This window comes from Phenylobacterium montanum, from assembly GCF_018135625.1.
GTDB classification, from domain to species: domain Bacteria; phylum Pseudomonadota; class Alphaproteobacteria; order Caulobacterales; family Caulobacteraceae; genus Poindextera; species Poindextera montana.
The window spans coordinates 531,429-557,714 of record NZ_CP073078.1 but is presented as its reverse complement, the minus strand read 5'-3'; the positions used below and the strand labels follow the sequence as shown (position 1 = coordinate 557,714).

General features: G+C 66.9%; 21 protein-coding genes. 8 read left to right on the top strand and 13 right to left on the bottom strand.

What is annotated here, in order from left to right; genetic code table 11:
- Positions 1 to 23: 23 nt before the first annotated feature.
- Together KCG34_RS02585 and KCG34_RS02580 are read right to left on the bottom strand one after the other, a co-directional pair.
- A complete protein-coding gene (locus tag KCG34_RS02585) occupies positions 24 to 1,364 on the bottom strand; it encodes a sensor histidine kinase (protein WP_211938844.1) in 1,341 nt (446 codons plus the stop codon).
- On the bottom strand, positions 1,361 to 2,044 hold the full coding sequence (locus KCG34_RS02580; RefSeq protein ID WP_211938843.1) for a response regulator: 684 nt from the start codon (positions 2,042 to 2,044) through the stop codon (positions 1,361 to 1,363). The genes KCG34_RS02585 and KCG34_RS02580 overlap by 4 nt, the downstream gene beginning before the upstream one ends.
- A 137-nt stretch (positions 2,045 to 2,181) precedes the next feature.
- Between KCG34_RS02580 and KCG34_RS02575 the strand changes: the two genes are divergently transcribed.
- Entirely contained in the window at positions 2,182 to 3,198 is a 1,017-nt protein-coding gene (locus KCG34_RS02575; RefSeq protein WP_211938842.1) for a YncE family protein, read from the top strand.
- Between the two features lie 62 nt (positions 3,199 to 3,260).
- Here KCG34_RS02575 and KCG34_RS02570 read toward each other — a convergent pair whose 3' ends face one another.
- Positions 3,261 to 4,022, bottom strand: a complete 762-nt coding sequence (locus tag KCG34_RS02570; RefSeq protein ID WP_211938841.1) for a class I SAM-dependent methyltransferase — start codon at positions 4,020 to 4,022, stop codon at positions 3,261 to 3,263.
- Between the two features lie 140 nt (positions 4,023 to 4,162).
- On the opposite strand from KCG34_RS02570, the gene KCG34_RS02565 reads away from it, so the two are divergent.
- From KCG34_RS02565 to betI, 3 genes are read left to right on the top strand one after another with little or no spacing between them, the layout of a single operon-like run.
- Positions 4,163 to 5,797, top strand: a complete 1,635-nt coding sequence (locus tag KCG34_RS02565; RefSeq protein ID WP_211938840.1) for a phytoene desaturase family protein — start codon at positions 4,163 to 4,165, stop codon at positions 5,795 to 5,797.
- A 17-nt stretch (positions 5,798 to 5,814) separates the two neighbouring features.
- Positions 5,815 to 6,975 carry an aromatic ring-hydroxylating oxygenase subunit alpha gene (locus KCG34_RS02560; RefSeq protein ID WP_211938839.1) on the top strand — a complete coding sequence of 387 codons (1,161 nt, stop codon included), beginning with the start codon at positions 5,815 to 5,817 and terminating at the stop codon, positions 6,973 to 6,975.
- 10 nt (positions 6,976 to 6,985) lie between these two features.
- Positions 6,986 to 7,588, top strand: coding sequence for a transcriptional regulator BetI (gene betI / locus KCG34_RS02555; RefSeq protein WP_211938838.1), 603 nt, complete (start codon positions 6,986 to 6,988; stop codon positions 7,586 to 7,588).
- Positions 7,589 to 7,594: 6 nt separating this feature from the next.
- On the opposite strand, the gene KCG34_RS02550 is transcribed toward betI, so the two are convergent.
- The 5 genes from KCG34_RS02550 to KCG34_RS02530 form a co-directional block, all read right to left on the bottom strand.
- Positions 7,595 to 9,163 carry a SpoVR family protein gene (locus KCG34_RS02550; RefSeq protein WP_211938837.1) on the bottom strand — a complete coding sequence of 523 codons (1,569 nt, stop codon included), beginning with the start codon at positions 9,161 to 9,163 and terminating at the stop codon, positions 7,595 to 7,597.
- Positions 9,164 to 9,183: 20 nt separating this feature from the next.
- Positions 9,184 to 10,491: a YeaH/YhbH family protein gene (locus KCG34_RS02545; protein ID WP_211938836.1), complete on the bottom strand. Its 1,308-nt coding sequence runs from the start codon at positions 10,489 to 10,491 to the stop codon at positions 9,184 to 9,186.
- An 11-nt stretch (positions 10,492 to 10,502) separates the two neighbouring features.
- On the bottom strand, positions 10,503 to 12,449 hold the full coding sequence (locus KCG34_RS02540) for a PrkA family serine protein kinase (protein ID WP_211938835.1): 1,947 nt from the start codon (positions 12,447 to 12,449) through the stop codon (positions 10,503 to 10,505).
- Between the two features lie 602 nt (positions 12,450 to 13,051).
- On the bottom strand, positions 13,052 to 13,681 hold the full coding sequence (gene kynB, locus KCG34_RS02535; RefSeq protein WP_211938834.1) for an arylformamidase: 630 nt from the start codon (positions 13,679 to 13,681) through the stop codon (positions 13,052 to 13,054).
- Complete coding sequence (locus tag KCG34_RS02530) at positions 13,681 to 14,205, bottom strand: Lrp/AsnC family transcriptional regulator (protein WP_211938833.1); 525 nt, start codon at positions 14,203 to 14,205, stop codon at positions 13,681 to 13,683. The genes kynB and KCG34_RS02530 overlap by 1 nt, the downstream gene beginning before the upstream one ends.
- Positions 14,206 to 14,265: 60 nt before the next feature.
- Between KCG34_RS02530 and KCG34_RS02525 the strand changes: the two genes are divergently transcribed.
- Genes KCG34_RS02525 through astB form a run of 4 tightly spaced genes read left to right on the top strand, consistent with a single transcriptional unit; the run spans position 14,266 to position 19,307 of the window.
- The gene (locus KCG34_RS02525; protein WP_211938832.1) at positions 14,266 to 15,540 is read left to right on the top strand and encodes a hydrolase; all 1,275 of its coding nucleotides are present in this window, start codon (positions 14,266 to 14,268) and stop codon (positions 15,538 to 15,540) included.
- Entirely contained in the window at positions 15,537 to 16,577 is a 1,041-nt protein-coding gene (astA, locus tag KCG34_RS02520) for an arginine N-succinyltransferase (protein WP_211938831.1), read from the top strand. Before KCG34_RS02525 ends, astA begins: the two co-directional genes overlap by 4 nt.
- Entirely contained in the window at positions 16,564 to 17,988 is a 1,425-nt protein-coding gene (gene astD, locus KCG34_RS02515; protein WP_211938830.1) for a succinylglutamate-semialdehyde dehydrogenase, read from the top strand. The genes astA and astD overlap by 14 nt, the downstream gene beginning before the upstream one ends.
- The gene (gene astB / locus KCG34_RS02510) at positions 17,985 to 19,307 is read left to right on the top strand and encodes an N-succinylarginine dihydrolase (protein WP_211938829.1); all 1,323 of its coding nucleotides are present in this window, start codon (positions 17,985 to 17,987) and stop codon (positions 19,305 to 19,307) included. The genes astD and astB overlap by 4 nt, the downstream gene beginning before the upstream one ends.
- A gap of 3 nt (positions 19,308 to 19,310) precedes the next feature.
- Here astB and ggt read toward each other — a convergent pair whose 3' ends face one another.
- The 5 genes from ggt to KCG34_RS02485 form a co-directional block, all read right to left on the bottom strand.
- A complete protein-coding gene (gene ggt, locus KCG34_RS02505; protein WP_249138190.1) occupies positions 19,311 to 20,987 on the bottom strand; it encodes a gamma-glutamyltransferase in 1,677 nt (558 codons plus the stop codon).
- Between the two features lie 72 nt (positions 20,988 to 21,059).
- A complete protein-coding gene (locus tag KCG34_RS02500; RefSeq protein ID WP_211938827.1) occupies positions 21,060 to 22,214 on the bottom strand; it encodes an SGNH/GDSL hydrolase family protein in 1,155 nt (384 codons plus the stop codon).
- A 13-nt stretch (positions 22,215 to 22,227) separates the two neighbouring features.
- The gene (locus KCG34_RS02495; protein ID WP_211938826.1) at positions 22,228 to 23,664 is read right to left on the bottom strand and encodes an MBOAT family O-acyltransferase; all 1,437 of its coding nucleotides are present in this window, start codon (positions 23,662 to 23,664) and stop codon (positions 22,228 to 22,230) included.
- Positions 23,665 to 23,670: 6 nt separating this feature from the next.
- Entirely contained in the window at positions 23,671 to 25,587 is a 1,917-nt protein-coding gene (locus KCG34_RS02490; RefSeq protein ID WP_211938825.1) for an HAD-IIIC family phosphatase, read from the bottom strand.
- Positions 25,588 to 25,667: 80 nt separating this feature from the next.
- Positions 25,668 to 25,913 (bottom strand): acyl carrier protein, encoded by a 246-nt coding sequence (locus tag KCG34_RS02485; RefSeq protein ID WP_211938824.1) that lies wholly within the window; start codon positions 25,911 to 25,913, stop codon positions 25,668 to 25,670.
- Between the last annotated feature and the right edge of the window lie 373 nt (positions 25,914 to 26,286).

Here is a 26,286-nt window from a genome sequence, read left to right as displayed (position 1 = left end):
GACCGCTGCCTGACAGGCGGGGGTCAGACGGGCGGCGGGTTCACGGCCAGGCGCACTTCCACCGTGGACGGAGCGATGAAGACCGCATCGCCCCCGTGGTTGCGGGCGATCTGCCGCACTATGGCAAGGCCGAGGCCGGCGCCGGGCGATGTCGCCTCGCCCTTGTGAAAACGCTCGAACATGGCCTCCTGCTGCGCCGCCGGTACGCCGGAGCCCTGGTCTGCGACGCGCATCGAGGCAAAGCCGCCCTCGGCCGCGAGGCTCAGGCTCACCGCGCCCACCCCGTGGTTCAGGGCGTTGTCGATCAGGGCGAAGACCAGTTCACGCAGTTCGCCCGCGTCGCCGCTCACGATCACCGGCTGATCCGGCGCCTCGACCTCGATCGCGCGGTCCAAGGCCTCGAGGCGCGGCGAGAAGGCGGCGGCGGCCTCTCGGATCAGGCGGTTCAGGTTGACCTCCGCCGAGGCTCGCAGATGTCGCCCCCGGTCGGCCCGCGAAAGGGCCAGGAGCCCTGAGATCAGCCGCGACAGCTCGCCGAGATCGCCCCGGATCGCACCCCAGTCCGCAGCCCCGCCCTGCTCCGCCCGCTGCAGCCTCAGATCAAGCACCGCCAGAGGGGTCCTCAGGGCATGGGCCGCCTCGGCGGTGAAGCGCTTTTCGTTGGCCAGGGCCGCCGCGACCCGGTCCAGGGCCTCGTTGGCCGCCTCGGCCATGGGGCGGATTTCGGTTGGCAGGTCCTTGACCGGCAGCCGCGCTTCGGGCCGGTCCGGGCCGATCAGCGCAGCTTGATGTGCGGCCAGGGACAATGGCTTCAGGCTCCAGGCCGCCACGAACCAGACAGCGATCAGCCCCGCGCTGGCGAACAGCACGAACATCACCCCGGGCAGCCAATCGACCCAGCGCTGCATCTGGGTCTGGTCGCTCCTGCTCGGATTGCTGCGCGCCACCACCAGAACGTAGCCGTGAGGCGCTCGGGCGCCGGCGGCCAGATCCTGATACGGGCCGACCAGGCGCAGGGCTGTGAAGGTCTCGCCGGGCGCGAGCGGGATCGGGTCCAGAGGCTGGGCAAGGTTGGGGGAAACCGCCGCCACATGCCCCTGCGGGTCGAAGGCGGTGTAGTAGGCCGCTCCGGCGCTGGCGTAGGCTCTGCGCCAGGGCTTGTGCAGGCGCACCGACACCAGCCGTCCCTGGGCGTCGAAGGTCATGGCGGCGATCAGGGTCTTGGCCTGGGTGGACAGGCTGGCGTCTTCCAAAAGCTCGTCCGGCTGCCGCGCCTGGCGGCGCAGCTCAGCGGTCATGGCCAGGGCTCCCAGCGCCCAGACCAGAAGCAAGGCCAGCAGCAGGCGAAGCCTAAGCCCGCTCATGCGCGGTCCGTTTCGGCGCGCAAGGCGTAGCCGATGCCCCGCCGGGTTTCGACCCGGACGCCAGCGCCCGCCTCGTCCAGCGCCCGCCTCAGCCGCGAGACCGCCGCCTCCAGGGCATTGGGCGTCACCGCCTGGTCATAGCCGTAGAGCCGGTCTTCCAGCACGTCCCGCACCACGACCCGTCCCCGCGCAGCCAACAGGGTTTCCAGCACCAGGGTTTCGCGCCGACGCAGGTCGAGCGGCCGGCCATCGATACGGACCTCCCGCGAAATGGTGTCGAAGGACAGCCGGCCGAGGCCCAGCTCCACCTGCGCCCGCACGCCCGGCCGGCGCAGGATCGCCCTCAGCCGGGCATGCAGTTCGTCCAGCTCGAACGGCTTGGCCATGTAGTCGTCGGCCCCGGCGTTCAGCCCCTCGATGCGATCGGCCAAGCTGTCGCGGGCGGTCAGGATCAGGGCCGGCGGCGGCGTGCGCCCGCGACCGGCCGCGCCCAGCAGGCTCAGCCCCTCCCCGTCCGGCAAGCCCAGGTCCAGGATCATGGCGTCGTAGGCCGCCCCGTCCAGCGCCGCCTTCGCCGCCTCGATCGTACCCACGGCGTCGACCACGAAGCCGCGTTCTGTCAGATAGGCGGCGGTCATGCTCCGCATCGCCTGGTGGTCTTCGAGCAGCAGGATTCGCATGGTGTCAGGGCGCCGTCAGATTCGTCCGGCAGTCTGACCGCCTCGCTCGCAGGTTCAAGCGGGTGTTCAACAATGGTGCGCTTCCTGGTCGCCGGACCGGACCCGTCTTGGCGGGAAGCGCTCGAGGAGGAAGCGAAATGAAATCGAGCCCGCGCCTTGGCGCCCTGACCGCCGGCCTCCTCGCCGCGACCAGTCTCGCCGCCGTCGCCCACGCCGCGCCGGGCTACGCCGTCACCGACCGTATCTCCATTCCCGATGGCGGCTTCGACTATGCCAGCTTCGACCCGGTCAAGCACCGCGTCTATGTCGCCCGCGCCGACGGCGTCACCGCCATCGACGCCGAGAGCAAGGCCGTGACCGGCAAGCTCACCGCCGCCGGCCGCACCCATGAGCCCCTGGTGGTCAATGGCGGCGCCGAGCTGCTGGTCACCGACTCCACCTCGAATAGCGCCCACCTGATCGACGCCACGACTGGAAAGGCGATCGCCGATATTCCCACCGGCAAGAAGCCGGACGCCGCAGTGCTGGACCCGGCTACGGGCCTGGCGGTGGTGGCCAACGGCGCCAGCGGCGACCTGACCCTGATCGACGTGGCCACGCGCAAGGCGACAGGTTCGATCGCCGTCGGCGGCGGCCTTGAGTTCATGGCCCCGGTCGGCGGCGGCAAGCTGTTCGTGAACGTCGAAGACAAGAACGAACTCGTCGCCGTGGACCTCAAGTCTCGCAAGGTCCTGGGCCGCTATCCGCTGAAGGGATGCGACGGGCCCACGGGCCTGGCCTATGCCGACAAGGCCGGCGTGGTGATTTCGGCCTGCGCCAACAACGTGGCCAAGGTGATCGACGCCAAGACCGGCGCCGACCTCGCGACCCTGGCCATCGGCAAGGGTCCGGACGCGGTGATCTATGACGCCAAACGTGAGCTGGCCTTCATCCCCTGCGGCCGGGACGGCGTGCTGGACGTGGTCGCCGTGAAGGGCCGAAAGGACGTCGCCGTTGTCGCCAAGGTCACGACCCAGCCCGGCGCCCGAACCGGCGCGCTCGACCCCGAGACCGGCAAGCTGTACCTGCCCACCGCCAAGTACACCCTGGCCCCGGGCTCGCGTCCGGCGCCGACTCCGGGAACCTTCGAGGTGCTGGTGGTCTCCCCGCAATAGGGTAGGCAGATGGTCATCGCCGGCCGTCAATGAGCCGGCGATGACCGCGTCAGGTCAAAGCCCTAGCCTGGCTTTCTGAACTTGAACACGAACTGATCGGTCTTGCCGCGGATCGCGGGGTCGAACACCTTCTTGGTATGATCGTCGGCCGGATTGGCCAGGACGTCGCTCTCGCCCTCGAACTTGAAGCCCGCCGCCTCGACCTCGCTCTTCACCACGGCGGGGTCGATCCTGTGCAGGGTCTCGGTGGCGGCAAGGCCCGAGCCTGGCGCGGCGGCGTGGTCGAGCACCACATAGACCCCGCCCGGCTTCAGGGCGTTGAAGATCGCCTTGTTCACCAGGGCCAGGTCGGCCGGCTTGGCGAAGCTGTCGTGCAGGTCGTGATAGTTCTGCGATGTCCAGACGATGTCGACCGGCTCGGGCGTGGTGAAGCTGTTGGCCGGCGAGGTCAGGAAGATCACGTTTTTGCGGTCCGGGTCGCCCGGCGCGCCGTTGGCCGGCAGCGGCGTCTTGGAGAACTGGGCGAACTCCGTCGGCGCGTACTTGTAGACGACGCCCTTCGGCCCCACCGCCGCCGAGAACAGCTTGGTGAAGTAGCCTTTGCCGGCGATGAAATCGACCACCTTATCGCCCGGCTTGACCCCGGCGAAGGCCAGCATTTCGGCCGGCTTGCGGTCGGCGTCGCGCGCCTTGTCGTCGGCCGGGCGGCTGGCGTCCGCGACGGCGGCGGCGATGTTGGCGGGGACATCGGCCGCAAATGCGGCGGCGCCCGACGCGCCGATGACCAGAGCCGCGGTCGCGGCGAGGAGCAGTCTACGGGCCATGTGCGCCCTCCCTTGATTTTGCTGGCGCACCCTACAGCGGACAACGCCCTCCACAACCCGTTGAGATTGGTTCTCGCTTACCGCTTGCCAAGGGGGCGCATTGTTGTACAGTCGTATAACAACGAGACGGAGGGGCCGGCATGGCGACGGGAACGGAAAAGCGCGACGTGGTCATCGTCGGCGGCGGCCACAACGGGCTCGTCTGCGCCTGGTATTTGGCCAAGGCGGGCCTGAAGGTCACGATCTGCGAGGCGCGCGGCGTCGTCGGCGGCGCGGCGGTGACCGAGGAGTTCCACCCGGGTTTCAAGAACTCGGTGGCCAGCTACACGGTCAGTCTGCTCAATCCCCAGGTGATCAAGGACATGGACCTGCATGGCCATGGCCTGAAGATCCTGGAGCGGCCGATCTCCAACTTCCTGCCGATCGACGACACCCGCTACATGAAGCTCGGTGGCGGCCTGGAGCGCACCCAGGCAGAGTTCCGCAAGTTCTCCAACCGCGACGCCGACGCCCTGCCCGCCTATTACGACCTCCTCGACGAGATCGGCGACATCCTGCGCGACCTCGCCAAGGAGACCCCGCCCAACATCACCGACGGTCTGCCGGGCCTGCTGCGCGGCTTGCGCCAGGGCGGCCGGATGCTCGGTCTGTCGCTGGGCCGCAAGACCGACCTTCTGGACCTCTTCACCGAAAGCGCCCGCGCCTTCCTCGACGGCTGGTTCGAGAGCGACGCGGTCAAGGCGGCCTTCGGCTTCGACGCCGTGGTCGGCAACTACGCCAGCGCCGACACCCCCGGCTCGGCCTATGTGCTGCTGCACCACACCTTCGGCGAGGTGAACGGCAAGAAGGGCGCCTGGGGCCACGCGGTCGGCGGCATGGGCGCCATCACCCAGGCCATGGCCAAGGCCTGCCAGGCCCTCGGCGTCGAGATCCTGACCGACGCGCCGGTCAAGCAGGTGCTGACCAGCGGCGGCAAGGCGGCCGGGGTCGAGCTGGTCGACGGCCGCACCTTCGCCGCGCCGATCGTCTCGGCCAACGTCAACCCGTCCCTGCTCTACAGCCGTCTGGTGGCGCCATCTGACCTGCCGGCCGAGTTCCGCTCGCGCATCGCCCGCTATCGCAACGGCTCGGGCACCTTCCGTATGAACGTGGCCCTGTCGGAGCTGCCCAGCTTCACCTGCCTGCCGGGCAAGGAGGTCGGCGAGCATCACCAGAGCGGCATCGTCATCGCGCCAAGCCTCGACTACATGGACGCCGCCTATCGCGACGCCAAGGCCTACGGCTGGTCGAAGAAGCCGATCGTCGAGATGCTGATCCCCTCGACCCTCGACGACACCCTGGCCCCGCCCGGCCAGCACGTGGCCAGCCTGTTCTGCCAGCAGTTCGCGCCCGAGCTGCCCGACGGCAAGAGCTGGGACGACCATCGCGAGGAGGTCGCGGACCTGATCATCGACACGGTTAACGACTGGGCCCCCAACTTCAAGGCCTCGGTCCTGGGCCGCATGATCCTCTCGCCCCTGGACCTGGAGCGGAAGTTCGGCCTGATCGGCGGCGACATCATGCACGGCCACATGTCGCTTGATCAGCTGTGGGCCGCCCGGCCGATGCTGGGCTATGCCAGCCACCGGGCCCCGATCAAGGGCCTCTACATGTGCGGCGCCGGCACTCATCCGGGCGGCGGCGTCTCCGGCAATCCCGGCCGCAACGCCGCCCGCGAGATCCTGCGCGACAAGGACCTCGGAACCGCCATCAGCCTCGCCCTGCAAGGGCGCTGAGAGAGGAGACCGCCGCCATGACCGACGCCGCCCTCGCCGCGCCCCAGGCCGCCAACGCCGATCCGGACGAATTCCGCGGCCTGCCAGGCTGGATCTATTCCAACGCCCGCTTCTTCGAGGCCGAGAAAGACAAGGTGCTGGCCCCGTCCTGGCAGGTGGTCTGTCACCTGAACGACATCCCCAAGGCCGGCGACTACCACACCTTCGACTTCATCGGCGAAAGCATCGTTGTCGTGCGCGGCAAGGACGGGACCCCGCGCGCCTTCAACAATGTCTGCCTGCACCGCGCCGCCCGCCTTCTGGACGGCTCCAGCGGCCAATGCGGGCGAATCGTCTGCCCCTATCACGCCTGGACCTACGACCTGGAAGGCCGGCTGATCGGCGCGCCGCTGCGCGAGACCTATCCGGACCTGCGCATCGGCGAGCGCCGCCTGCCCGAGATCGAGCTGGAGGTGTTCAAGGGCTTCATCTTCGTGCGGCTCGAAGGCGGCGGCCCCAGCGTCGCCGAGATGATGGCGCCCTATGCCCACGAACTGGAGCCCTACCGCTTCGAGGAGTTGCAACCCTTCGGCCGCGTGACCCTGCGCCCGCGCCCGGTCAACTGGAAGAACATCGGCGACAACTATTCCGACGGCCTGCACATCGTCGTCGCCCACCCCGGCCTGACGCGCCTGTTCGGCAAGGGCTACGGCGTGGAAGCGGGGCCGATGGTCGACAAGATGTGGGGCCAACTGCTGGACGAGCCGTCGGGCAATCCCTCCGAGCGCGCCTACCAGGCGATCCTCCCGGACGTGGAGCACCTGCCGCCCGAACGCAAGCGGCTCTGGACCTATTTCAAGATGTGGCCGAACGTGGCCTTCGACATCTATCCCGACCAGGTCGACTTCATGCAGTTCATCCCGATCTCGCCGACCCAGACCCTGATCCGCGAGATCGCCTACGCCCTGCCCGACAGCCGGCGCGAGATGAAGGCTGCGCGCTACCTCAACTGGCGCATCAACCGCCAGGTCAACGCCGAGGACACGGTGCTGGTCGAGCGGGTGCAGCAGGGCATGGCCTCGCGCAATTTCGAGCCCGGTCCCTTGAGCGAAACCGAGGTCTCGCTGCGCAGCTTCGGCCGCAAGATGCGCGCCCTGATCCCGGAATCGCGGCTGCGCCGCCCGCCCGCAGGATGGTGACGCCAACGCCTTGAGCCGCGCTCCGTTCATCCGCGCCTCCGCCGACGTACGCCGGCAGGACCTGATCACCGCCACCGCCCGCCTCCTGGCCGAGCGTGGAGTGGCCGGGACCTCGGTGCGGACGATCTGCGCCGCGGCGGGGGTCTCGCCGGGCCTGCTGCGGCACTATTTCGAGGGCGTCGACGACCTGATCGCCGCCACCTACGACGACGTGGGCGTCCGCATCAGCAGCGCGCTGGACGAGGCTGTCGAGGCGGCTGGACCGAACCCGCGCGCCAGGCTGCGGGCCTATCTGACGGCCAGTTTCCGCCCACCGATCCTGGACCCCGCGGTCCTCGCCACCTGGCTCGCCTTCTGGAGCCTGGTGCGCCTGCAGCCCGAGATCGGCCGGCTGCACGGCGAGATCTACGCCCAGTATCGCGCCCGGCTCGAAGCCCTGCTGCTCGACTGCGCGGGCTCGTCGCCTACCTTCGACATCCGCCTCGCCGCCATCGGCCTCTGCGCCGCCATCGACGGGCTGTGGCTGGAGCTCTGCCTGGACCCGACCACCTTCACGCCCGACGAGGCCGGCCAGATCGCCGAACGATTCATGCGGGCGTGGCTGGAGGAGTAGAGAGGCTCAGACCAACGCCGCCAGCGGCTCCGCAGGCTGAGCTGGCGCAGGTCCCGACTTGACGTGCTCGTAGCGATAGCGCTGCTCGTCATCCTTACCGACGCCGCGCAGTTCCACGTCGAAACCCCACAGGTCCGCCACATAGGCCAGCACGGCCATGGTGTCGTTCTCGGCCAGGGGCACATCATTGTGCATGAAGTGGGTCAGGGTCAGCCGCCGGTCGCCGGGCAGGTCGGCGCCGGTGACCTGGATATTGGGATCGCGCAGGCCGGGATCGTATTGCCGCGACAGCGCCCGCCGCACCTCGCGATAGCCGCGCTCGTCATGGATGGCGGCGACCTTGTAGGTTGGATCGGCGGCGAGGTCCTGCAGCATGAACATGCGCATCTTCCGCATCAGGTGCGGGCTCAGATACTGGGCGATGAAGCTGTCGTCGCGGAAATTGGCCCAGGCCGATCGCAACACCGCCATGGCGTCGCCAGTCCCGGCGATGTCGGGCATGTACCGGCGATCCTCCTCGGTCGGGTCGGTGACGATGCGCTCGATGTCGCACATCATCTCGAAGCCGAGGGCGTAGGGGTTGATGCCGGAATAGCGCTGATCGTCGAAGTCCGGCTGGAACACCACCGCCGTGTGGCTGGTCAAAAACTCCAGCATCGAGCCTTCGCTGATCAGCCCCTTTTCGAACAGCCGGTTCATGATCTTGTAGTGGCAGTAGGTCGCGCAGCCCTCGTTCATCATCTTGGTCTGGCGCTGCGGGAAGAAATACTGGGCGATGTTGCGCACGATGCGCAGCAACTCACGCTCCCAGTCCTTCAGCCGGGGCGAAAATTTCTCCAGGAAATAGAGCAAGTTCTCCTCGGGCAGGCCGAGGATGTCCTGCAGCGGTTCGGCCTTCTTGCCCTCGCCCGCCCGCCTGCGATCCTTCTGGGCGTTGGGCAGGGTGCGCCAGAGGTCGCTGAAGCTGCTTTCCTCGTGCGCCGCCCGCGCCTCGGCCCGCGCCTTCTCCTCGGCCAGGCTCGGCCGCGCTCGGCGGCCATAGCGGTTGACCCCCTGATCCATCAGGGCGTGGGCGCAGTCCAGGATCCGCTCCACGGCGGGAATGCCGTGCCGCTCCTCGCAGTGAGCCACATAGCTCTTGGCGAAGTTCAGATAGTCGAGGATGCCGCTGGCGTCGGTCTGCTCCTTGAACAGGTAGTTGTTCTTGAAGAAGTGGTTGTGACCGAAGGCGGCGTGGGCCATGACCAGCGTCTGCATGGTCATGGTGTTCTCTTCCATGATGTACGAGATGCAGGGGTTGGAATTGATCACGATCTCGTAGGCGAGACCGGAATAGCCCTTGCGGTACATGGCTTCGTCGCGGGCGAAGCGTTTGCCGAACGACCAGTGGTTATAGAAGATCGGCATGCCGATCGACGAATAGGCGTCCAGCATCTGGTCCGAACTGATCATCTCGATCTGGTTCGGATAGGGATCCAGCCCCATCTCGCCGATGGCGATCTCCTCGATCGCATCATAGGTGCGCTTGAGGGTGTCGAAGTTCCACTCGCCGGTATCGTACAGAAGCTTGCTCATCGACCCAACACTCCCTGCGCTCAGGCCGCCTTGCGGTTCTTGGCGAACAGCTGGTGGAAGACGGGGAACACGTCGGCCTTGGAGAACACCCGCTTCATGGCGAAGTTCGGGTGGGCTTCCTGGACGCTCTGATAGTCCTTCCAGAGCTCGCTGACGTTGAGGCTGGAGTGGAAGATCTCGGCCTGGCGCCGGTCATAGACCTCGACATAGGCGAAATACTGACAGATCGGCAGGATGTCGCCGGTCAGAAGCTCCAGGCAGGTATGGCTGTCGCTGGCATAGTTGTCGCCGTCCGAAGCCTGGGCCGCATAGATGTTCCACTGGTCCAGCGGGAAGCGATCCTCGACCACCCTCTTCATCTCGGCCAGGGCGGTCGAGACCACCGTGCCGCCGGTCTCACGGCTGTGGAAGAAGGTGTCTTCATCCACCTCCTTGGCCTCCGAGGTGTGACGGATGAACACGATCTCCACGTGCTCGTACTTGCGGCTGAGGAACATGTGCAGCAGGAGGAAGAACCGCTTGGCCAGGTCCTTCATGTCCTCGGTCATCGAGCCGGAGACGTCCATCAGGCAGAACATCACCGCCTGGGCGGTCGGCAAGGGTCGGGCTTCAAAGCGGTTGAACCGAAGGTCCACCGGATCGATGTAGGCGATGCGCTTGCTGCGCGCGGCCAGGCGCTCGCGGATCGCAGTCAGCTCGGCGAACCGCGCCTCCTCCTTCTTGGTCCGCTCTTCCTTGGCCTCCAGTTCGGCGAACTCGCGCTCGACCGCCTCCACGTCCTCGCGCCGCGGCCGGCCCAGGGAGATGCGGCGGGCCAGGCTGTTGCGCATGGTGCGCACGAGATTGAGGTTGGTGGGCGAACCCGACGAACTGTGCCCGGCGCGGGCGAACTTCATCGCCGTGGAGTCGGCCAGCTGGGTCTTGGCCAGATCCGGCAGCTCCAGCTCTTCAAACAGGATGTTCAGGTACTCTTCCGACGAGATGGTGAAGCGGAAGTCGTCCTCCCCCTCCCCGTCCGGCGAGCCCTTGGAGCCGCCCCCGCCCTGGCCGGATTTCGGCTTGGGCAGGGTGTCGCCCTGGACGAACTCCTTGTTGCCGGGAAACACCTGGTCGCGATCCCCGCCTTGGGACGAGTGCCGAAGCCGAGGCTCAGCGATCCGCTTCATCGGGATCGAGACGACCTCCTTGCTCTCCACATCGCCCAGGGCGCGTTCGCGGATCGAGCGGACCACCGCCTCCTTGATCGTCTCCTTGGCCAGGCGGATGAACCTCTGCCGGTTCGGTAGGCTCTTTCCCTTGGGATTCAGTCGACGATCAATGACATTCATCGACTAAGCCCTCATCCGGCCTTGTCCACGCGCATGTACCACTCGACCAGACGGCGGGTCTGGCGGGCGGTGTAGCCCCGGCCGACCATCCGGGCGACGAAGTCATTGTGCTTCTTTTCCGTCTCCTTGTCGCCCTTGGTCGAGAAGCTGATCACCGGCAAGAGGTCCTCGACCTGGGTGAACATCCGCTTCTCGATCACCTCGCGGATCTTCTCGTACGAGGTCCAGGACGGGTTCTTGCCGCTGTTGGCCGCACGGGCGCGCAGGGCGAACTTGACCACCTCGTTGCGGAAGTCCTTGGGGTTGGCGATCCCCGCGGGCTTCTCGATCTTGGACAGCTCCTGATCGAGCATCTTGCGGTCGAACAGCTCGCCGGTGTCGGGGTCCTTGAAGTCCTGGTCTTCGACCCAGGCGTCGGCATAGGCGACGTAGCGGTCGAACAGGTTCTGGCCGTAGTCGCCGTAGCTCTCCAGATAGGCCTTCTGGATTTCGTTGCCGATGAACTCGGCGTAGCGCGGAGCCAGGTCGCCCTTGATGAACTCGATATACTGCTTCTCGACCGCCTCGGGGTACTGGGCTCGGCGGATCGACTGCTCGAGCACATACATCAGGTGCACCGGGTCGGCGGCGACCTCCTCGTTGTCGAAGTTGAAGGTCTCGGCCAGGATCTTGAAGGCGAAGCGGGTCGAGACCCCGTTCATGCCCTCGTCGACGCCGGCGACGTCGCGATACTCCTGCATGGACTTGGCCTTGGGGTCCACGTCTTTGAGGTTCTCGCCGTTATAGACCCGCATCTTGGAGAACAGGTTGGAGTTCTCGTGCGGCTTCAGGCGCGACAGCACGCAGAACTGCGACAGCATCTCCAGGGTCGCCGGCGCGCAAGGCGCCTCGCTTAAATCGCTGGATTGAAGCAGCTTGTTGTAGATCGCCGACTCTTCGTTGGTGCGCAGGCAGTAGGGCACGTTGATCACGCAGATGCGGTCGATCATGGCCTCGTTGTTCTTGTTGTTGCGGAAGCTCTGCCATTCCGCCTCGTTCGAGTGGGCCAGCACGATGCCCTGGAAGGGGATCGCGCCGACGCTCTCGGTGCCGACATAGTTGCCTTCCTGCGTCGCCGTCAGCAGCGGGTGCAGGATCTTGATCGGCGCCTTGAACATCTCGACGAATTCCAAGAGGCCTTGGGTCGTGAGGTTGAGGCCGCCGGAGTAGGAATAGGCGTCCGGGTCGCTCTGGCCGAAGAACTCCAGCTTGCGGATATCGACCTTGCCGACCAGGGAGGAAATGTCCTGGTTGTTGTCGTCGCCGGGCTCGGTCTTGGCCACACAGATCTGGTTCAGCTTGGAGGGCATCAGCCGCACCACGGTGAACTTGGAGATGTCTCCGTCGAATTCGCCGACCCGCTTCACCGCCCAGGGCGACATCAGCCCGGTCAGATAGCGGCGCGGAATGCCGTAGCGCTCTTCCAGCATTGGCCCAAGGCGCTCGGGATCGAACAGGCCGAGGGGGGATTCAAACACCGGGCTGATCTGGTCGCCGGCCTTGAGCACGTAGACCGGCATGCGCTCCATCAGCGTCTTCAGCCGCTCGGCCAGGGACGACTTGCCGCCGCCCACGGGCCCGAGGAGGTAGAGGATCTGCTTGCGCTCTTCGAGGCCCTGCGCGGCGTGCTTGAAGAAGCCGACAATGCGCTCGATCGTCTCCTCCATGCCGTAGAAGTCGGAGAAGGTCGGGTACCGCTTGATCGAGCGGTTCATGAAGATCCGGCCGAGGCGCGGATCGGTGGAGGTGTCGATCACCTCGGGCTCGCCGATGGCGGCGATCATGCGCTCGGCGGCGTTGGCGTAGGTCGTCGGCGTCTCGCGACACAGGTTCAGATAGTCGCGCAGCGACAGCTCGGTCTGCTTCCGGCTCTCAAAGAAGGAGGAGTAGAGGTCGAAGACGTCGGATTGGTCGGTCATGCTATTCCCTCGCTCAGCCGTTCAGGGCCAGAGAAAACATTAGAATCCTACTCCCGCCGGATTGCGGAACCAGTCGCCCTTTCTTCTTCGAAGGGTATCGAATTGCGAAACTGCGTTTTGTTTGTGCAGACCGAGGTCATGGACACAGCACCGCCATGTTTTCGCAACAAGAAACCAATGCGCCCACCACCGGCGCTACACATCAGTCCGCGGGTGTTCGTGTGGCCGAACCCCAACGACCTATTTTTCAGTTCGCAACCGCGATTTGAGCCGATCGCAAACACCTTGAATTCTTCCAGACATTCAATCTAGCAGATTCGCTTTCTTCATCCTCGCGCTTTCATCATAGAAGCGAAACGTGCCATTCCGGCGCAGGGGATGTGTCGCGTCGCCGCAGTCTGGAACGCGCGGCGGTTCGTCTCGTTCGCGCTGCGCCGGGGAAACCTCATGCGACCTCCTTTGGCGGTCCGCCGCCAGGTCGAGAGCAAGCACAGACATTTTCTGCGCATTTGCCAGGCAGTCTAGTCCCCGATTTCGTTCGAATCACGGCGAAGCCTGCTTGCCGGGCGCAAATGCTGTGGACGGCCCGGCTTTGCCTGCGCTCAGCCCAGCTCCCGCAGGACCGCCCGTACGGGGGAGGCGTCAAGGCCGACCAGCGGCAGCGGCAGGGCGATCAGCTCATAGTCGCCCGGCGGCGGCTCATCGAGCAGCAACCCCTCCAGGATCGACAGCCCCCGCCGGCGGATGGCGTTGTGCGCCAAAAGGTCCTTGGAGGCCTCCGGATCGACCGACGGCGAGTCGAGCCCGATCAGCACCACGCCCTGCTCGGCCAGGGCTTCGACCAGATCAGGGTCGATGGCGGTGAAGTCCGAAGTCCAGGTCTCGACGGGAAAAGCCTCGAACGTGCGAAACAGGACGCGCGGCGGCGCGCCTTCGATGGCGCCCTCCACGTCTCGCCATCGGACCACGTCCCGCGCGCCGCGCGCGTCGATCAGCCGGCAGGGGCCGATATAGCGCGCAAGGTCCATCGCTTCGGCGCTCACCCCATCGGGATCGTAGTGGAGGGGGGCGTCGGCGTGGGCGCCGGTATGAGTCGAAAGGACGATACGCGAGACATTGACCGGGCAGCCCGGCTCGATGCGCCAGGTCCGCTCGGCCTGGAAGCGCGTATCGCCCGGCCAGGTCGGCAGACCGGGCCGGATCGGCTGCGAGATGTCCCAGAGCCTGCCCATCAGATCGGATAGCCCCGGAACGGCTTGGCGGTCTTCATCTTGACCGTGGTGGTGATCTTGGCCACCCCCAGTTCGGCGCCCAGGAGCTGGTCGGCGAGCTGACGCCAGCTGTTGATATCGCTGACGGTTACTTCCAGCAGGTAGTCGTAGGCGCCGCTGATCTGGTGCGCCGCGACCACCTCGGGGATCGCCGCCAGTTCGGCCTCGAAACGGGCGAAATCGTCGGGGAAATGGCTGGTCAGGGTCACCTCGGCGAACACCGTCAGCACCGGCCGCAGTTGCTCCACATCGATCTCGGCGTGATAGCCCCGGATCAGGCCCGCGGCCTCCAGGCGCCGCACCCGCTGCAGGGCCGCGCTGGGGCTGAGGTTGACCGCGCCCGCCAGATCCTGGTTCGAGATACGGCCCTGGGCCTGCAGAAGGGCCAGGATCTTCAGGTCGCGATCGTCCACGAAAGAATCTGCGGCCTGGTGGCGGGCCGGGGCGTTCACATTGCGCGGCAGGGCGGTTCTTCGATCGGACATGCGGCCCAAAAAGGAGGATGCTTCAAGGCGGAAGAGAGCGGGCGACGATAGCAGCATCCCATGACCGGACGCGAAAAATTCTTTGGCGATGGCGTTTCGGCCGCCGAGCGCAGCGTGCTTTCGGCGCTGGAAGGCGCACAAGGCCGCATGACCGAGACCGTGCTCGACTGGTCGGCGATGAACACCGGCTCGGCCAATCTGGACGGGCTGGAGCGCATGGCCGGCATCCTCAAGACCAGCTTTTCCGCCTTGGGCGCCGAGCCAGCCCTGCTGGACCCAGTCCCGGTCGAGACCATCGACGGCGCCGGCGAGGTCCGCACGATCCGCCGCGGCCGAAACCTGCACCTTTCCGTCCGCACCCAGGCCCCGGTGCAGGTGCTGCTGACCGGCCACATGGACACCGTGTTCCCCAAGGACGACGCCTTCCAAGCCGCGACGTGGCGCGAGCCGGGCGTGCTCAACGGTCCGGGCGTCGCCGACATGAAGGGTGGCCTCCAGGTCATGCTGGAGGCCCTCAAGGCCCTGGAAGCGAGCCCCTGGGCCGAGCGGCTCGGCTATCAGGTGGTGATCAATTCCGACGAGGAAGTCTCCTCGATCGGTTCCGTCGCGCTTCTGCAAGACGCCGCATCCCGCGCCCATGTCGGCCTGGTCTACGAGCCGGCGACCACGCCCGAAGGCGTCCTCGCCGGCGCCCGGAAGGGCCTCGCGGCCTTCACCCTGGTCGCCCGCGGCGTATCGGCCCATGCCGGCCGCGACCACGCCTCGGGCCGCAACGCCGTGGTGGCCGCCGCCGACTTCGCCGTCCGAGCCGCGGCCCTCAGCGGCGCGCGGGAGGGGCTGACGATCAATGTCGGCCGCATCGAAGGCGGCGGACCGACCAATGTGGTGCCGGACCTGGCCCTCTGCCGCCTGGAGGCGCGGGTGGCGACGCACGAGGATCGCCACTGGGTCGAGGCCGAACTGGCCCGTCTGGCCGCCGCCGTGGGCGCCGACCATCGCCTGACCCTGGAACTCAACGGCCGCTTCACCCGCCCGCCCAAGCCCCTCGACGCCTCGACCCAGGCCCTTTTCGAGGCCGTGGCCGCCTGCGGCGCCCAACTCGGCCAACCCATCAGTTGGAAGCCAACCGGCGGCTGCTGCGACGGCAACAACCTGGCCGAGGCCGGCCTGCCGGTGGTCGACACCCTGGGGGTGCGCGGCGGCCTGATCCATTCCCGCGACGAGTTCCTGATCACCGAAAGCCTGGTCGAGCGGGCGCAGCTCTCGGCCCTGCTGCTTATGCGCCTCGCCGCCGGGACCATCCCCTGCCCGCCCCGCATCGGAGCCGCCGCATGACCGAATCCGCCTTCCGCGTGCGCGCTGCAAGCCTCGCCGACCTCGACGCCCTCTACGCCCTGGCCCTGCAAACGGGCGGCGGCTTCACCAACCTGCCGCCCGACCGCGAGGCCCTGGCCAAGCGCCTGGAGCGCTCGGACGACTGCTTCCAGGACCGCACCCCGCCCGAGGCCGGCGCCACCTACATCCTGGTGCTGGAGGACCTGGCCAGTCGCAAGGTCGTCGGCACGGCCACCGTGTTCGGTGAGATCGGGGTCGAGTGGCCCTTCTATTCCTATCGCAAGATCCGGCTCAGCCAGACCAGCGTGGGCCTGCGCAAGACCTTGCGCAGCGAGGTGCTGCACCTGGTCAACGACTTCGACGGCTGCTCGGAGGTCGGCGGCCTGTTCCTCGACGCCGCCTGGCGCCGGGGCGGGGCCGGACGCCTGCTGGCCCGCAGCCGCTACCTGTTCATCGCCCAGATGCGCGAGCGTTTCGCCGAACGGGTGGTCGCCGACCTGCGCGGCTATCAGGACGAGCACGGCAGGTCGCCCTTCTGGGACGCCCTCGGCCGCCACTTCTTCGACATGCCCTTCGACGAAGCAGACCGGCTGAACAGCGTCACCGGCAACCAGTTCATCGCCGACCTGATGCCGAAATACCCGATCTACACCCAGCTCCTCCCGCCTGAGGCCCAGGCCGTGATCGGACGCACCCATCCGGCGGGCGAGCCGGCCTATCGCCTCTTGATGGAAGAAGGTTTCCGCGACGACGGCTATGTCGACATCTTCGACGCGGGCCCAACCGTCCATGCCGATATCGACACGCTGAAGGCGGTCAAGGACAGCCGCCTCGCCACCGTCACCGACGTCGGCGGCAAGGCGGACGAAGCGGCCGACAGCCCGTTCAGCCTGATCAGCTCGGGTCGCGGCGGCGACTTTCGGGCCACGACCGGCCGACTGCACCTCGACGCCGGCGGCGGTTGCCGCCTGACCAAATCGCTCGCCCACGCCCTGCACGTCGATGCCGGAGACGAGATCCGCCATGTCGCTTTCTGAGATCGCCTCGATCAATCCTGTCACCGGCGAAACGCTCTGGTCTGGGCCGTCCGCCGGCTCCGCTGAGGTGGACGCCGCCGTGGCCCGCGCCCGCAAGGCCGCCGGGGCCTGGGCCCTGACCAGCCTCGACGAACGCATCGCCATCGCCCGGACCTATGCCGAGCGGGTCAAGGCCGCCGCCGAACCCCTGGCGCGACTGATCAGCCAGGAGACCGGCAAGCCGTTCTGGGAGACCAGGACCGAGGTCGCCTCGGTGGTCGGCAAGGTCGAGATCTCGGTCGCCGCCCAGGCCGAACGCGCCGGCCAGAGCGCCCAGGAGGCTGGCGGCATGATCCAAGCCCTGCGTCACAAGCCGCATGGCGTCCTGGCGGTGCTGGGTCCCTACAATTTCCCGGCTCACCTGCCCAACGGCCACATCGTCCCGGCTCTGCTGGCCGGCAATGCGGTCGTCTTCAAGCCCAGCGAGTTGACCCCCGCCGTGGGCCTCTACATGGCCGAGCTCTGGGCCCAGGCCGGCCTGCCGGAGGGGGTGCTGCAGGTGGTGGTCGGCGCCGCCGAGACCGGCCGCGCCCTCGCCGGCCATGCGGACCTCAACGGCCTGCTCTTCACCGGCAGCGCCACGACCGGCCTCGCCCTGCACCGCCAGTTCGCCGGACAGCCGGGCAAGATGCTGGCCCTGGAGATGGGCGGCGACAATCCGTTGATCGTCTGGGACGCCGCCGACACGGCCGCCGCCGCCCAGCTGATCGTACAATCCGCCTACCTCTCCGCCGGCCAGCGCTGCACCTGCGCCCGCCGCCTGATCCTCCCCACCGGGTCGCAGGGCGACGCCATGCTGGACGCCGTGACCGCCCTGATCGACCGCATCATCGTCGGCGCGCCCTTCGATGAGCCCCAGCCGTTCATGGGCCCGGTGATCGCCAACGCCGCAGCAGATCGGCTCGTGCGAGCTGCCGACGAGCTGGCGGCCAAAGGCGCCCCCACGATCCGCGCTCTGGCCCGGCCCGACGCCGAGCGCCCGTTCCTGACTCCCGCCCTGCTCGACGTCACCGACGTGTCCGACCGGCCGGACGAAGAATATTTCGGCCCCTTGCTCCAACTGGTCCGCGTTCGCGACTTCGACGCCGCCATCGCCGAGGCCAATCACACCGCCTATGGCCTGGCCGCCGGGCTGATCAGCGATGACGAGAGCCTCTACCGCCGCTTCTGGGCCGAGGCCCGGGCGGGCATCGTCAACTGGAACCGGCCGCTGACCGGCGCCTCCAGCAAGGCGCCCTTCGGCGGCATCGGCCTCTCCGGCAACCACCGGCCCAGCGCCTACTACGCGGCCGACTATTGCGCCTATCCGGTGGCGGGCCTCGAGCAGGCCGGCCTCGGCGGCGCCGACATAACCCAGGGCCTGCGCGCATGACCGAAGCGGTTGAGATCAATTTCGACGGCCTGATCGGCCCGACCCACAACTATGGCGGCCTGAGCCTCGGCAACCTGGCCTCGGCGAAGAACGCCGGCGAGGTCGCCCGGCCGAAGCAGGCGGCGCTACAGGGTCTTTCCAAGATGCGCCGACTGATGCAGTTGGGCCTGCCGCAGGGCATCCTGCTGCCGCAGGAGCGCCCGCACCTGCCGACCCTGCATGCCTGGGGGTTCAAGGGCTCGCCCGAACTGGCCATCGCCGCCGCCTACCGCACCGACCAGGCCCTGTTCCAGAACGCCTGCGCAGCCTCCTCTATGTGGGCCGCCAACGCCGCCACCGTCTCGCCCAGCGCCGACACCGAAGATGGCCGCCTGCATCTGACCGTGGCCAACCTGGCCTCGAACCTGCACCGCTCCCTGGAGGCGACCTTCACCGACCGGCAGCTGAGCCTGGTCTTTGGCGACGAAGAGCATTTCGCCGTGCACGATCCCCTGCCCGGCGGCCAGCACCTCGGCGACGAGGGCGCCGCCAATCACGGCCGCCTGTGCCGCAGCCACGGCGAGGCCGGCGTCGAACTGTTCGTCTATGGCGACAAGCCCGAGGGCGGCTTCCCGGCCCGCCAGCGCCGCCGCGCCTCGGAATGCATCGCTCGCGTGCACGGTCTATCCCCGAAACGCACCGCCTTCGTTCAGCAGTCGGCCCAGGCGATCGACGCCGGCGCCTTCCACAACGACGTGGTCTCGGTGGCCAATGGCCACGTCCTGTTCGCCCATGCCCAGGCCTTCGAGGACCGCGACGGGACTATCGCGGCCCTGCGCCGCGCCTTTCCAGAGCTAGTGCTGGTCGAGGTCCCGGCTGAGGAGGTTTCCCTGGCCGACGCCGTGCGCTCCTACCTGTTCAACAGCCAGCTGGTCAGCCTGCCGGGCCGACCGGGTAAGATGGCCCTGATCCTGCCGGCCGAGACCCAGGAGACCGCCTCGACCAAGGCTTATCTCGACCGCCTGCTGGCCTCGGGGGGCCCGATCGCCGAGGCCCATGTGGTCGAGGTGCGCGAAAGCATGAGAAACGGCGGCGGCCCAGCCTGCCTGCGCCTGCGCGTCGCCGTCACGCCCGAGGAGCACGCCGCCGTCGATCAGCGCTTCCTGCTGGACGAGGCCAAGCTGGCCGCTCTGGAGGCCTGGGTCCAAAAGACCTATCCCGACGCGGTCACGCCCGAAATGCTGGGCGATCCAGCCCTGCACCGCCAGAGCCTCGAAGCCCTGGACCAGCTGACTGAACTTCTCGACCTGGGCTCGATCTACGACTTCCAGTTCGAATAGGCCTTACTTCACCACCATCGACACGCCCCGCTGGCGGGGATCCGAGGCCGGCTGGGGCATGCCGCCGACGATGCGGATCGCCTCGATATCGCCGTTGTAGTCCTGGTCCTCGACCTTGTAGCCGCGCTCGGCCAGGGCCTTGGTCAGGCCGGCGTCGAACGGCGCGTAAGGTTCCGAGAAGATGGTGTTCTCGGGCAGCAGCTGATGGTGGAAGCGCAGCTGGGCCAAGGCCTTGGGCAGAGGCAGATCGTAGTCATAGACGTCGGCCAGCACCTGGAACACCGAGGTGAAGATGCGCGAGCCGCCCGGCGTGCCGATCACCATGGCCAGCTTGCCATCCTTGGTCAGGATGGTCGGGGTCATGGAGCTGAGCGGCCGCTTGTTCGGTCCGATGGCGTTGGCGTCCGAGCCCACCACCCCGAACTGGTTCGGCACCCCCGGCTTGGATGAGAAGTCGTCCATCTCGTCGTTCAGCAGGAAGCCGGCGCCCTCGACCACCACGCCCGCGCCGTAGTCGCCGTTCAGCGTATAGGTGTTCGAGACCGCGTTGCCCCACTTGTCGACGATCGAGAAATGAGTGGTCTGCGGCTTTTCCAGGCCCGGCTTGACGGCGGCCAGGGCCGACGGCTTCTGCGGATCGACCTCAGCCGCCCGACGGGCAACGTAGGCGGGGTCGATCAGGGCCTGGACCGGGTTCTTCACGAAGTCAGGGTCGCCGAGATAGGCCGCCCGGTCGGCGAACACCCGCTTTTCGAGCTCCGAGACCAGATGCATGTACTGCGGCGAGTTCAGGGTCACGCCTTTGAACAGGGCCTTGTCGTCCTGCTTCATGTCCAGGAGTTGCAGGAGGGCGATCCCGCCTGAGCTGGGCGGCGGTGCGGTGATGACGTGGAAGCCGCGCCATTCGGCTTGGATCGGCTCGCGCCAGGCGACCTTGTAGCTCTTGAGGTCATCCTTTGTGATCAGGCCCTTGACCTTGCCGCGCCCCATCTGGGCCACGATCAGGTCGGCCGTAGGCCCCTCGTAGAAGCCCTTGTCGCCGTCCTTGGCGATCCGACGCAGGGTGGCCGCCAACTCGGGCTGGCGGAACACCTGGCCGGCCTTGAAGCTCCCGAAATAGGTGGCGAAATTGGTCTCGCCTTCGAACTGCTTGTGGTCGCCGTCGCGCACCGCGACCATGATCTTGGAGGGGGCGAAGCCCTGGCTGGCCAAGCGGATGGCCGGCGCCAGGTCCTGGGCCCAGCTCAGCTTGCCGAAGCGGTGATGGGCTTCCCAGAGGCCCTTGACCGTGCCCGGCACACCCGCCGCCAGGTTGCCGGTGAGGCTGAGGTTGGGGACCACCTCGCCCTTGGCGTCGAGATACATGTTGGCGCTGGCGGCCGCCGGCGCGGTCTCGCGATAGTCGAGGAAGTAAGGCTTGCCGTCGACATAGAGGGTCATGAAGCCCCCGCCCCCGATATTGCCGGCCTCGGGATAGGTGACCGACAGGGCGAAGCCCGTAGCCACGGCCGCATCGACCGCATTGCCGCCTTTCCTCAGCACCTCTCGCGCCGCAGCGGCTCCGAACTGGTCGGACGCGGCGACCGCGCCGGCCTTGAGATCGCGCGGAGCGGCCTGGGCGGCGCCCGCAGCCATAGCGAAGGTCAAGGCGGCGGCGATGAGGCGGATTGATCTGGACAAGGCGCGTGTCTCCCCGAGGGCTGCGCAAATTTTCAGCATCGATAGCCCAGCTTTGGCTTCGAACGCCAGCCGCTACGCCCCGCCGCAACCCGTGACGAGCGGTTTAGGTCCCCCGACGAGGCCCTGGCGCACCGCCCCGGCCAGGAGCGCATTGCCCTTGGCGTTGAAATGGCCGTCGACCGGGTAGTAGTAGGCCGCCACGCCCTTGACGCCCTTGAACAGCGCCGTGGCGTCGACGAACCGGGCGCCGTGCTTTTCGACGATCGCCTGCACCGCCCGGTCGAGGGCATAGGCGTCGGTCCCTGGCGCGGCGAGGCCGGAGGCGATCTCGGCCTGGGCTTGCTGCGGGGCGAACACCACGAGCAGGGGTGCGTTCTGGGCCTTCAGCTGGTCAGCCATATAGCCCAGGTCCTTGTCCAGCACCCTCAGCCGCGCCTGCCAGGCGGGGGTCAGCGGCGGGCGCAGGAAATCGGCCTTGTCCCCGTTCTTCAGGTAGAGGTCGAGATAGGTGCGCTCGTTCTTGAACAGGAAATGCGAGGCCATCAGGGCGGCGCGGCTGTCGGCCTTCAGCCGCTTGAACTGCAGATTGTCCTTCACCCCTTCCCAGCCCGGCAGGTGGCCTGGCGGCGGGGTGACGACGTCCTTGTGCGCCGCGAGGTTCAGGTCGAAGTCCAGCGGCGGCGATTGGAACAGGTCGGTGGCGTCGATGAACATCACCGCCGCGTCAGGATGGGTCGCCGCGGCCTGAGGCGCCAGCATCGCCGCCTCGTTCATGTTGTAGAGGCCGGCGAAGCTCTGGAAGTCGATCGGTCGCCCGCAGGCCTTGCCCAGGCTTTCGGCGATAAGCCCCTGCCAGGAATCCTTCCAGGGCACGAGATAGGTGTATCCGATCGAGGAGCCGACCGCGGCGATGCGCAGGGCGCCGTTCGCGGGCGCATGGCAGGACCTGGCCGACAGCTGGCCGCAGTCGTTGTAGCGGTTCTCGACCCACGGCCCTTCCGCCGCCTTGGTGCGCGAGACGCAATTCGGCCGGGCGCGGTAGCCCAGCTCGCCATGCTTGGCCAGGCAGGAATCCGCCTTCTCCTCAGGCCAGGCCCAGCGCGCCCCCAGTTCGGCCGCGCCGACGAGGAACACGATGGTCAGCAGGCTGATCAACGGCAACAGGATCAAGTCGCGCCCAGGCAGCGCGCCGGATCTGACGGAAACCGGATCCACGTCGGTCTTCACCCCCGCCCGCCCTTCAGAAAGCTTTATAGACGATGTCGGGCGCGGGGGAATCCATCACCGTCTGGAACGCCACCACGAACACCACCAGCGCCGTCGCCCAGGCCGTGCGCAAATAGCGCGAGGTGAACACCGGCGCATCCGCCCGTCCGATCGAGAGCAGCGCCTTGCGGCCTCGGACCATCGCCTCCAGCACCAGGGTGGCCGAGACAAAGATCGCGAGGAATGCGCCGACCACGCCGACCGGCCCCAGCGCGCGGGTCATCTGGGCGAGCAGGCCCCAGTCGGACCAGAACCACAGCAGGGTGACGCCGACCCAGGTAAAGGTCAGGCCCCGGCACAGCGAAATATAGAGCGGATTGCGGCCGAGCTGGGCGAAGGGTTTGCGCCCCATCCGGTCGGCCATGAAGATCCGATAGGCCTGGTTGGCTGCGACACCGCCTCCGTTGAGGAGGCCGAAGACCATGAATTCCGAGGTCCGACCATGCCAGGCGCCAATCAGGAAGAAGGTCACGAACAGCGATATGGCGCCGAGATAAGGGCCAACGGTCTTCGAGCGCACCCGCCGCATCAGCACCATCAGGAGCGGGTTGTAGACATAGGTCTTCAGCCAATTGGACAGGGTGATGTGCCACCGGCTCCAGTACTCGATGAAGCTGGCGGACGAGTATGGAAGATTGAAGTTCTCCGGCAGTTCGATGCGGAAGAACCGCGCCACCCCAATGACGAAATCGACGTAGCCGGAGAAGTTGAAGAACAGATAGATCGGATAGAGCGCGGTGATCAGCGCCCCGTCGCGGATATGCTCCAGGAGCGTCTCCGGCGACAGCAGCTGGGTCATCACCGCCTTCTGCGCCATGGACAGCAGGTGCGAGACCACCATCACCTTGAACAGGCCGCGTACGATCCTCTCCAGGGCGATACCGACCGAGACCACGTCCAGCGGCGCCGGTTCGCCGTCAGTCATCCGCGCATAGTCCTCGTAGCGCTGGATCGGTCCCGAAACGATGCTGTGAAAGTTCAAGGTGTAGTTCAGGTAGGCGAGCGGCCCGACCCGGCCGATGGTCTCCTGGTCATGCGCGTCGATGACCAGGTGCAGGATGCGGAAGAAGACATAGGACAGCCCCATCGCCAGATAGGGAAAGGTCAGATAGGTCGCCGAGGGCAGGAAGCTGTACTTCTTCAGCCAGAAGAACAGGCCGATGATGGTGAGGATCGCTATGGGTCGAAGCTGCTTCGGCGCGCCGTTCTGAATGGCGAAGACGAAGGCGTAGCCCAGCAGCACGAAGCCGGCATAGGGGATGAAGGCCGTGACCTGGTGGCTGAAGCTGGCCAGAAAGGCCAGGTTGCAAACCAGCAGCACCGATATCCGCCACCACCTGGCCCGGGAGAGGTTGTAGGCCAGCGCGCCGATCGCGGCGAAGGCCAGGAACGGAAATGACGGGACATCCATGACTGTTCAGGCGGCCGCCGAGAGAAAGCCCTGCCGCACCACCGTCATCGGGGCCAGCGGGACTTCAGCGGTGGCCGACAGCACCCACTCGGTCTCACCGCTGTCACTGGCGGAAAGCTGAGTGAAGCCGAGGCCCTGATAGTGGTCTTTGACCATGCCGTTGCGTTCGGTCGGCCGATAGACCCCGACCAGAGTCTTGACGCCCCGCTCGCGGGCCTGCAGCAGGATCTCGTTCAGCACCATCCGCTCGACCCCGCGCCCCAGCACTCGGCAGCTCATCAGCCAGGTGTCGATCTCCCACACCTCCGCGCCGCGTGGACGGCAGATGATCACGCTGATCATGCCGTTGTCGCCGAAGATATCGGCGAGCCGGACCTGCAGCGTCAGGACCTGGGAGTCGTGCTCGAAGGCTTCAATGTCGGCGTTGTCGTAGCGGCGGGTGGTCAGGTTGAATTGGTTGGACTTGTTGATCAGCTGGACGATGCGCGCACGCCCGACCGGGTCGAACGGCTGGACGGTCATCTCCATGTTTAAGGATTTGAGGTAGCCCTCGATATCCGTGGCCGCGACCTTGGCCTGGGCTCGCTTGGCGTTGGTCTGGTAGAACTCGGCGCGCTTCCTGTCCTCGTCAGAAACCGTCACCGCCTCGAAATAGCCGCCTGCGGCCAGGGTGCGGGCGTATAGCGCCGGGTCTTCCGGCAGTTCCGGAACCATCACCTGGGGCAATTCTCGGCGCACCAGGCCGCGCTCGACCGGGTTGTCGTCCAGGAACACCATGGCGTCCAGGCCCAGGTTCAGCTCCTCGGCGATCTGGCGGATGTTGCTTGCCTTGTCGTCCCAGTTGGCGCGGAACACCGCGATATGGTCTTCCTTCAGCAGCATCTCGGGATGCTCGCGGAACGGCTTTCGGGCGTTGGCCTCGTCGTTCTTGGACGAGACCGCCAGCACGATGCCCCGCTCGCGCAGCGAGAGCGCCATGCGCTGCACGCTGAGGAAGGCCTCGCCCGTTGCGTCCCCCTCGCCCAGCACGATCCCCTCGACCCCGTCGTCGCCGATGACGCCGCCCCACAAGGTGTTGTCGAGGTCGAGAATCAGGCAGCGCCCGCCCTTGCCGCGCATGGCGGCGGCCAGGCGCGCGGCGTGCTCGGCGTAGATCGGCAGGCAGGCGCCGGCGAAGGGCAGCTTGGCCATGTTCCACTGCACCGGCGAATGCCAGGTCGACAGCCCCACGGTCTGGGCCAGGGCGGCCACGTCGAACAGCACATCGCCGTCGTCGAGGCTCGCCGCGAGCGCCTCGTTGAAGCGGTCCGTCAGCCGGCGCATTGCGCCCGGGACCTGGCGGTCCAGGCTGCCGAACAAGGCCTCCGGCGGAGCCGCCAGGGTCTGGACGATTGCCCGGGCGCCGCTGGCGGCGCGCAGGCCCTGACGGATCGCTGTGATGAGGGCGACGCTGTCGGCGACCGATTGCTCGGCCCCGTCGATATCGGCCTGGCTCGGCCGGAGCGGCAGGCCGCGATGGTCAAGGGCGATCAAGACCGCATCGCATCCCGCCCGATTCAGCGCCGAATCCGGGGAAACAGCCTCCTGCACCGCCGCACCGTAGGGAACCGTGACGTAGCTGAGATCCAGGCCGTGTCGAGCTGCGCTGGCCGTCAGGGCCGGACCGATCAGGTCCAGCGTGCCGTTGCCGACGATCCCCAGCTTGAACGGGGTCAGCGGCGCGAGCGAGCGGCCTTGCTCCCGCAGCGCCGAAATGGTGTTGGCCAGGCGGTTCAGCTGGGTCTCGTTCAGACGACGGCGCGCCAGGCCACGCACGGCCGCGCCCTGCTCGCCCTCTCCATCCAGCAGGGCTGCGCAAGCTGCACGAAAATCCTCTACGGGCGGCAGCCACGCCAAGCCCAGATAGAGATCGTCAGCCATCATCCCCCCGTCCCTCAAACCCTGTGAACGTAACGGTGAAGCTCATAGTCCGGTTCCGGGCCACCCGTCATCGGTGGCTGGGGTCAGGATAGCTTCTTCTGGATCGTCGTGGCGAGATCGCCCACGTTGGCCATGGACGAGACCTGAGCCGCCGAAAAGCGAATGCCGAAGGCTTCCTCGATGGTCAAAACGAGACGTACGTGCGCCAGGCTGGTCCACCCGTCCACGTCCTCTGCGGTCATTTCCGGCGTGGGCTCGAGCTCGTCGTCCTCGAACACGTCGCGGAAGACATCGGTCAGCTTGCCATAGACCTGATCGATCGGAATCATGCCCGTCTCACTCTCAACCCATACTCTCACGGGAGAACCCAAGGCCGCAAAGCCCTACCGAATCCTGCCCAGCCTCACTCGACTGCCCTAACAAGCTACAACCAGTTACGGTTCCACCCAAGAGCGGAGTGAAGACCGGACAAAGCCAAACTACGCCAATACCAACCACCCGATGTAACCGGTGTCACATTAAGTATATTTGCCAACCGACTGACAATACTGCCACCTCACGGCCGCCACTTACTGATGCGCACCGCCGTAAGGCGAACGATTTATCTTTGTCCACCCTCCACCGCCTCTGGCGCCGTCACGCTCGAAGCGGTAACCTCAATTTTATAGCCTGTGTCTATCGTAACAAGACAAGGCGACAGTT

What these genes read in the sequence shown, in the direction of transcription:
- KCG34_RS02495 (WP_211938826.1), bottom strand. Translation starts at nt 23,664, where the DNA reads ATGGATGTCCCGTCATTTCCGTTCCTGGCCTTCGCCGCGATCGGCGCG.
- KCG34_RS02560 (WP_211938839.1), top strand. Translation starts at nt 5,815, where the DNA reads ATGACCGACGCCGCCCTCGCCGCGCCCCAGGCCGCCAACGCCGATCCG.
- astB (WP_211938829.1), top strand. Translation starts at nt 17,985, where the DNA reads ATGACCGAAGCGGTTGAGATCAATTTCGACGGCCTGATCGGCCCGACC.
- KCG34_RS02570 (WP_211938841.1), bottom strand. Translation starts at nt 4,022, where the DNA reads ATGGCCCGTAGACTGCTCCTCGCCGCGACCGCGGCTCTGGTCATCGGC.
- KCG34_RS02490 (WP_211938825.1), bottom strand. Translation starts at nt 25,587, where the DNA reads ATGATGGCTGACGATCTCTATCTGGGCTTGGCGTGGCTGCCGCCCGTA.
- KCG34_RS02545 (WP_211938836.1), bottom strand. Translation starts at nt 10,491, where the DNA reads ATGAATGTCATTGATCGTCGACTGAATCCCAAGGGAAAGAGCCTACCG.
- astD (WP_211938830.1), top strand. Translation starts at nt 16,564, where the DNA reads ATGTCGCTTTCTGAGATCGCCTCGATCAATCCTGTCACCGGCGAAACG.
- KCG34_RS02565 (WP_211938840.1), top strand. Translation starts at nt 4,163, where the DNA reads ATGGCGACGGGAACGGAAAAGCGCGACGTGGTCATCGTCGGCGGCGGC.
- KCG34_RS02580 (WP_211938843.1), bottom strand. Translation starts at nt 2,044, where the DNA reads ATGCGAATCCTGCTGCTCGAAGACCACCAGGCGATGCGGAGCATGACC.
- astA (WP_211938831.1), top strand. Translation starts at nt 15,537, where the DNA reads ATGACCGAATCCGCCTTCCGCGTGCGCGCTGCAAGCCTCGCCGACCTC.
- KCG34_RS02575 (WP_211938842.1), top strand. Translation starts at nt 2,182, where the DNA reads ATGAAATCGAGCCCGCGCCTTGGCGCCCTGACCGCCGGCCTCCTCGCC.
- KCG34_RS02485 (WP_211938824.1), bottom strand. Translation starts at nt 25,913, where the DNA reads ATGATTCCGATCGATCAGGTCTATGGCAAGCTGACCGATGTCTTCCGC.
- KCG34_RS02585 (WP_211938844.1), bottom strand. Translation starts at nt 1,364, where the DNA reads ATGAGCGGGCTTAGGCTTCGCCTGCTGCTGGCCTTGCTTCTGGTCTGG.
- KCG34_RS02550 (WP_211938837.1), bottom strand. Translation starts at nt 9,163, where the DNA reads ATGAGCAAGCTTCTGTACGATACCGGCGAGTGGAACTTCGACACCCTC.
- KCG34_RS02525 (WP_211938832.1), top strand. Translation starts at nt 14,266, where the DNA reads ATGACCGGACGCGAAAAATTCTTTGGCGATGGCGTTTCGGCCGCCGAG.
- KCG34_RS02530 (WP_211938833.1), bottom strand. Translation starts at nt 14,205, where the DNA reads ATGTCCGATCGAAGAACCGCCCTGCCGCGCAATGTGAACGCCCCGGCC.
- KCG34_RS02540 (WP_211938835.1), bottom strand. Translation starts at nt 12,449, where the DNA reads ATGACCGACCAATCCGACGTCTTCGACCTCTACTCCTCCTTCTTTGAG.
- kynB (WP_211938834.1), bottom strand. Translation starts at nt 13,681, where the DNA reads ATGGGCAGGCTCTGGGACATCTCGCAGCCGATCCGGCCCGGTCTGCCG.